Annotated in this window: 5 protein-coding genes and 1 pseudogene; all 6 read left to right on the top strand. The window is 55.6% G+C overall.

Annotation, left to right across the window (positions count from 1 at the left end):
• Nucleotides 1–777: dihydropteroate synthase (locus AC6RA8_RS08915; RefSeq protein WP_500352132.1), on the top strand; the 777-nt coding region annotated here is incomplete at its 5' end.
• A 194-nt stretch (nt 778–971) separates the two neighbouring features.
• Nucleotides 972–1250 carry an STAS domain-containing protein gene (locus tag AC6RA8_RS08910; protein WP_500352130.1) on the top strand — a complete coding sequence of 93 codons (279 nt, stop codon included), beginning with the start codon at nt 972–974 and terminating at the stop codon, nt 1248–1250.
• Nucleotides 1247–1612, top strand: a complete 366-nt coding sequence (locus tag AC6RA8_RS08905) for a response regulator (RefSeq protein ID WP_500352128.1) — start codon at nt 1247–1249, stop codon at nt 1610–1612. Before AC6RA8_RS08910 ends, AC6RA8_RS08905 begins: the two co-directional genes overlap by 4 nt.
• A gap of 7 nt (nt 1613–1619) precedes the next feature.
• Complete coding sequence (locus AC6RA8_RS08900) at nt 1620–3659, top strand: chemotaxis protein CheA (RefSeq protein ID WP_500352126.1); 2040 nt, start codon at nt 1620–1622, stop codon at nt 3657–3659.
• The gene (locus AC6RA8_RS08895) at nt 3656–4114 is read left to right on the top strand and encodes a chemotaxis protein CheW (RefSeq protein ID WP_500352124.1); all 459 of its coding nucleotides are present in this window, start codon (nt 3656–3658) and stop codon (nt 4112–4114) included. Before AC6RA8_RS08900 ends, AC6RA8_RS08895 begins: the two co-directional genes overlap by 4 nt.
• Nucleotides 4114–4406 (top strand): annotated as a pseudogene (locus AC6RA8_RS08890) (CheR family methyltransferase); the annotation flags it as partial. The gene AC6RA8_RS08895 and the pseudogene AC6RA8_RS08890, both read left to right, overlap by 1 nt.

Below are 4406 nucleotides of genomic sequence, written 5' to 3'. Positions count from 1 at the left end.
ACGGACTGCCCGCTCTGCATCGACAGTTCCGTGCCCGGCGCACTGGAGAACGGCCTGGCCGCCGCAGAAGGTCGCCCGCTTCTGAACTCGGTAACCGGGGAAGAAGAGCGCCTGGAACTCGTGCTGCCACTGGTCAAAAAATACAATGTGCCGGTCGTTGCCATTTCCAATGATGACACGGGCATTTCCGAGGATCCTGATGTTCGCTTTGCCGTGGCCAAGAAGATTGTGGAACGCGCAGCCGACTTCGGTATTCCGGCCTATGACATTGTTGTCGACCCGCTTGTGATGCCCATCGGCGCAATGGGAACCGCGGGGCTGCAAGTCTTTACCCTTGTGCGCCGTCTGCGCGAAGAACTGGGTGTGAACACGACGTGCGGCGCTTCGAACATTTCGTTCGGCCTGCCGAACCGACACGGCATCAACAACGCCTTCCTGCCAATGGCAATGGGGGCAGGTATGACGTCGGCCATTATGAATCCGGTTGCATTGCCGGTCGGTCCCAAGAAAATTGCTGAAAAAAGGGCCGAGGTTGAGGCAGCAGGGATCGTTCTGCCTGACGGGATGGACGACGAAGCATTCGCGCAGATGTTTGGCATGGGATCGACAATGCCGCGCGCTGGCAAGGAAATGGAAGCCATCCGTGCAGCCAATTTCCTGACCAACAATGACGAAGGTGGCGGTGCGTGGATCAAGTTCAACCGCGTTGCACCGAAAGCGGGCGAAGAAGCCCGCGGGCGCGGTGGGCGGGCCGGTGGACGCCGGCGCCGCGGCTAACTCCTGATTGCACGACAAAAACATGAACCGCTCGGCACGTTACGCCGGGCGGTTTGTCTTTTAATGCCGACATAGTCCCAAAGCACAGCTTCAGTAACGCGCCTTTAACAGACCGTCCGGTAAACCATCCTTACGTTTTGCGATCAGGAGGGACCGGATGAGCCATCAAAATGGTCTAACATGCCATGCACGTCATGGCTGACCCAATTCCCCTGCCCCAACGATTGGACGCGGCGTCTGCACCTCATTTGCTGTCGCAACTGTTGGCGCACCCAGCAAGCAGTGATGTCCTTCTGGACGCTCAAGACACCACGCATATTGGTGCGTTGGGAGCACAAGTGTTGCTCAGTGCGCAGCGCCAGGCCGCTGAAAACAGAACATCTTTTTGCGTTCTGCACGTGCAGGACACTGTCCATGACCAACTGTCCGCGATGGGACTTTGGGATCTGACACAGCAGGAGGAAGACACGTGAACCTTGAAATTCTCGCTGTTGATGACAGCCGTACAATGCGCGACATGATCCGTTTCGCGTTGGAACCCGCGGGTTTCACTGTCCACACAGCCGAAGATGGCGTTCATGGTACAGAAGTCCTAGAAGCCATCGATCCGGATGTCATCATAACGGACATCAACATGCCTCGTATGGATGGGTTCGGTTTCATCGACGCGGTTCGTGACTGTGGTCAACACAAGACGACACCGATCCTCGTTCTCACAACAGAAGCGGCCCCTGAGATGAAGATGCGTGCGCGCAACGCGGGTGCCACCGGATGGATCGTCAAACCCTTCGATCCGGCGAAACTGGTGAAAGCGCTGCAAATGGTGGCTGGATAGCAAGACGATGACGTCTCCGGACCCAATGGCTGAAATTCGCGCTTCCTTTTTTGTCGAGTGCGAGGAATTGCTTGAGGCATTGCAGGATGGACTGCAGGCTCTCGTTGGCGGCAGCCACGACGAAGAGACAATTCATGTGGTGTTCCGTGCCGTCCATTCGATCAAAGGAGGCGCAGGTGCTTTTGGGTTCGAGACGTTGGTGCAGTTTGCACACCAGTTCGAGACCGCCCTGGACAGCATCCGCACGGGTAAAGCGCGTTCCACTATCAACCTGCTACACGTGTTCTTTCGCGCATCAGATCACCTGTCGGACCTGGTCCGGGCGTGTCGAGATGATCTCGACCCTCCGAAAGCAGAGGCTGAGGAAATACTGCGCGAACTGAACGTGCAGATCAGCCAAGCCTTGCGGGAAGAGGATGCAAACGACAATGCACGCGAAGCAGTTGAAATAGATACCAGTGATGCTGTGGTCGGCGAAGATGCATCCAAGCCTTGCGTGGAATACAACATCTTCTTCGCACCCGAGATTGGCTTTTTCGAAACGGGGCACGAGGTTTCAGATGTCATCAACCGCCTGGACGCCCTTGGTGAGATCGAAGTACATTGCAACACAAGTGATCTGCCCACACTTGAACAGCTGGTACTAAAAAAGACCTATCTAAGCTGGTCACTGGTTCTGACAACTGATGTCGACGAAGCAGATGTCGCATCCCAACTCGAATTCGTCGACGGCCTTTGCAGGATGAAGATCTCCGCCAACGCACAAGGCTTGGAAACGGATCCCGGGACAGCCATCCGGCCCGGAACAGACGATCAACGCAACGCGCGCGCCACACCAAGTAAGTCTGTTGTGCGCGTCGACGTAGATAGGGTCGAACGTCTCGCAAATCTGGTCGGCGAATTGGTGATCAATCAGTCGATGCTGGCCCAAAGTCTGCAAACCGCAGGAGTGTCTCTCCACTCTGACGCCATGTACGGGCTGGAAGAATTCCAACGTCTGACGCGAGATATTCAAGACAGTGTCATGATGATCAGAGCGCAGCCTGTAAAATCACTGTTTCAACGCATGGCGCGCGTTGTGCGTGAGGCCTCGACATCTGTCGGCAAAGACGTTCGGCTGGTGACCATGGGGGAGGCAACCGAGATCGACAAAACGGTCATCGAACAATTGGTTGAACCGCTCACCCACATGATCCGTAACGCAGTCGATCACGGACTTGAGTCCTCGGACGTCCGTCGTGCGTGCAACAAGCCTGCGCATGGCGAAATCCGGCTAAGTGCGGCGCATAGATCTGGGCGCGTCCTAATCCAAATCTCGGATGACGGACAAGGCATTGATCGGAAAAAGGTTCTCCGAACCGCGATCGAAAAGGGTCTTGTCGCAGAAGATGCGACTATGACCGACGAGGACATTGACGCGCTTCTATTCCTGCCAGGATTTTCGACCGCACCAGATGTGTCTGACCTTTCAGGGCGTGGGGTCGGCATGGATGTGGTACGCACCGCCATCCATCATCTGAGTGGTCGGATCACAATCGCATCCGAACCCAACGCAGAAACGACCTTCAACATATCCCTTCCACTAACCCTGGCCGTACTGGACGGCATGGTCATAGAGGTGGCAGGCGAAACCCTTGTTGTGCCATTAAACATTGTATCGGAAACCCTCACGCTGTCGGATAGTCTCCTCGAACAAATCCAACCGGGCCATTTTGTCGTTCGTGTGCGAGATGGCATTGTTCCACTGTTTGATCTGGGGGCAGCGCTTGGCTATCGGCCTCCTTGTGACACGGTTAATGACCGCATAGCGATGCTTTTGATCTTAGAGGACGAATCGCAGGTCGCGTTGCTCGTCGATAAGGTCCACGACCAGCGACAGGTTGTTGTTAAAGGACTTGATGATAACTGTTGCCGCCCACCGGGGATCGCCGCTGCGACGATTTTGGGGGATGGGCAGGTGGCACTAATCCTCGACCCAGCCGACATTGTACCAAACACAACCAAAAGACCTGCCCCAAAGCGTGCGAGATTGGAACCCCAAGCATGAGCACCACAGAAACAACGAAGCAAAGGGAACTGCTGATTTTTAAGTTAAGCGATCAGGAGTATGCGCTTGACATCATGACCGTTCGCGAAATTCGCGGTTGGACGCGCGCAACCCCAATGCCACTTGCGCCCAGCTTTATGCACGGCGTCATCAACTTGCGGGGGACTGTGCTTCCGATCATGGGTCTGGCCGAACGTTTGGGCTTGCCCAAGTGTGATCAGGACGACCGAGCCGTCATCGTTGTGGTCCAGAACGAGGGATCGACAATCGGTCTATTGGTTGATGCTGTCTCGGATATCGTGGCACTTGACCCTGAGGACATGCAAAAACCACCAGACACCGCCGCGCAGAACGGCCCAAATGTCATCGAGGCCATAACGCTAGTGAACAATCGCATGATACGGGTTTTGGACTTGCCATGCGTCGTCGCGTTGCCGGAAAGTGACGCCGCTTGATGCGTCAAACGCAAGATCTGCCTCTGTTGAACGACCAGCAGTTCGACACGATTGCCGCATTGGCCTATCGCGAGTGTGGGATCAAGTTGGTCCGCGAGAAAAAACTGATGGTTCGGTCCAGGCTCAGGCATCGGCTACGCGCGCTCAACCTTGATGCGTTTTCTGCCTACGCAGACCATGTCGCATCAGAAGACGGAGCATGCGAACGCCGTTTCATGATCTCTGCCCTGACCACCAATGTGTCCCAGTTCTTCCGGGAACCTCATCACTTTAAGATGCTCAGCGACCGGCT

This window comes from Tateyamaria sp. (assembly GCF_059783535.1).
This window is presented reverse-complemented; position numbering and strand designations above follow the sequence as displayed.

Coding starts and splice junctions, on each gene's coding strand:
- AC6RA8_RS08900 (WP_500352126.1), top strand. CDS start 1,620: ATGACGTCTCCGGACCCAATGGCTGAAATTCGCGCTTCCTTTTTTGTC.
- AC6RA8_RS08910 (WP_500352130.1), top strand. CDS start 972: ATGGCTGACCCAATTCCCCTGCCCCAACGATTGGACGCGGCGTCTGCA.
- AC6RA8_RS08895 (WP_500352124.1), top strand. CDS start 3,656: ATGAGCACCACAGAAACAACGAAGCAAAGGGAACTGCTGATTTTTAAG.